Origin of the sequence: Polaromonas aquatica, assembly GCF_042659145.1 — a bacterium.
In the GTDB taxonomy this organism is placed as follows: Bacteria; Pseudomonadota; Gammaproteobacteria; order Burkholderiales; family Burkholderiaceae_C; genus Polaromonas; species Polaromonas aquatica.
This window is the reverse complement of sequence record NZ_JBHSRS010000044.1, coordinates 1-1486: the sequence shown is the minus strand read 5'-3', so window position 1 is coordinate 1486 and position 1486 is coordinate 1. Positions and strand designations below refer to the sequence as shown.

1 protein-coding gene is annotated in these 1486 nt (G+C 64.2%); it reads left to right on the top strand.

Annotated elements, in window-relative coordinates; genetic code table 11:
* The first annotated feature begins 142 nt into the window (after positions 1–142).
* Positions 143–1453: an ISL3 family transposase gene (locus ACFQND_RS12285; RefSeq protein ID WP_208047119.1), complete on the top strand. Its 1311-nt coding sequence runs from the start codon at positions 143–145 to the stop codon at positions 1451–1453.
* Positions 1454–1486 lie beyond the last annotated feature (33 nt).

Sequence of the window (1486 nt, the reverse complement as noted above, 5' to 3'; positions counted from 1 at the left end):
CGCATCTGAAGCGGCCGGCGGCGGAATAAGCGGCTCTTCGGATTTGAGAGTGTAGGCCGATCGGTGAGTACGCCTGGGTAGAACGAAGACCTCGTAAGAGAATCAGGGTGTTCAACGTCCATCGTTCTCTCACGAGGTCTTCGTGTTTAACGCTACCTTCCAGACCCCTGACCTGACCACGTTCTGCCGACTTGACGAGCTCGGCCTCGAAGCGATTGGGCAACGTCTCGAACCAGACCGTGCGCTCATCGAGTGCCGAGTCGCCCAGTCCGACCCCTGGTGCCGCAGGTGCGGGGCGGAAGGCATCCCGCGTGACAGCGTCGTTCGGACACTCGCGCATGAGCCCTGCGGGCATCGTTCCACGATCCTGAAGATCCGGATCCGCCGCTTCCGCTGCTCCTGGTGTCGGAAGGTCTGGCGAGAAGACACCACCGCTGCCGCACCCGCCCGGGCGAAGATCTCGCGCGCCGGGGTTCGTTGGGCCCTCGAGGCACTGGTCATCGATCACCTCACCGTCTCGCGTGCAGCGGCGAATCTCGGGGTGTCCTGGCACACCGCGAACACCGCGATCCTTGACGAGGGGAAACGGCGGCTGATCGATAACCCGAACCGGTTCGACGGGGTCACCACGATCGGCGTCGACGAACACGTCTGGCGGCACACCCGCCGAGGCGACAAATACGTGACGGTGATCATCGACCTCACCCCTGTACGCGAGAGACGAGGCCCGGCCCGGCTCCTCGACATGGTTCCTGGCCGATCGAAGCAGGTCTTCAGCGACTGGCTGGCCGCGAGAACCCCGATATGGCGTTCGGGTATCGAGGTCGTCGCGATGGACGGGTTCACCGGGTTCAAGACCGCGTCGAAGCAGCATCTGCCCGACGCGGTCGAGGTGATGGATCCGTTTCATGTGGTTCAGCTCGCCGGCGATATGCTCGACCGGGTCAGGCAGCGGGTGCAGCAAGAGACCCTCGGGCATCGCGGCAGGCGTGGCGATCCGCTCTACGCGATTCGGAAGATGCTGCGCACGGGAGAAGCGTTCCTGACTGAGAGACAACAGGCCCGACTCGATGCCGTGTTCGCTGATCCTGCCCATGCGGATGTGTGGCGTGCGTGGCGGGTCTACCAGCAGGTCGTCGCGGCCTACCGCGAGAAATACGGCGGGCTCGGGCGGAAGCGGCTGCGCGAGCTCATCGACGTACTGGAAACGACGACGCCGACCTGGTTTGTCGAGCTTCGCAAGCTCGCGTACACACTCGACCGGCGGCGGGCAGACATCCTCGCGTACTTCGATCATCCGAGGACCTCGAACGGGCCCACTGAAGCGATCAATGGTCGGCTCGAACACCTCCGTGGCTCCGCGCTGGGGTTCCGGAACCTGACCCACTACATTGCGCGGTCGTTGCTCGAAGCCGGCGGATTCAGACCGCTCCTACACCCTCAATTCCGATGAGCCGACAAACCCTGGGCTGGGCCACACCACGTG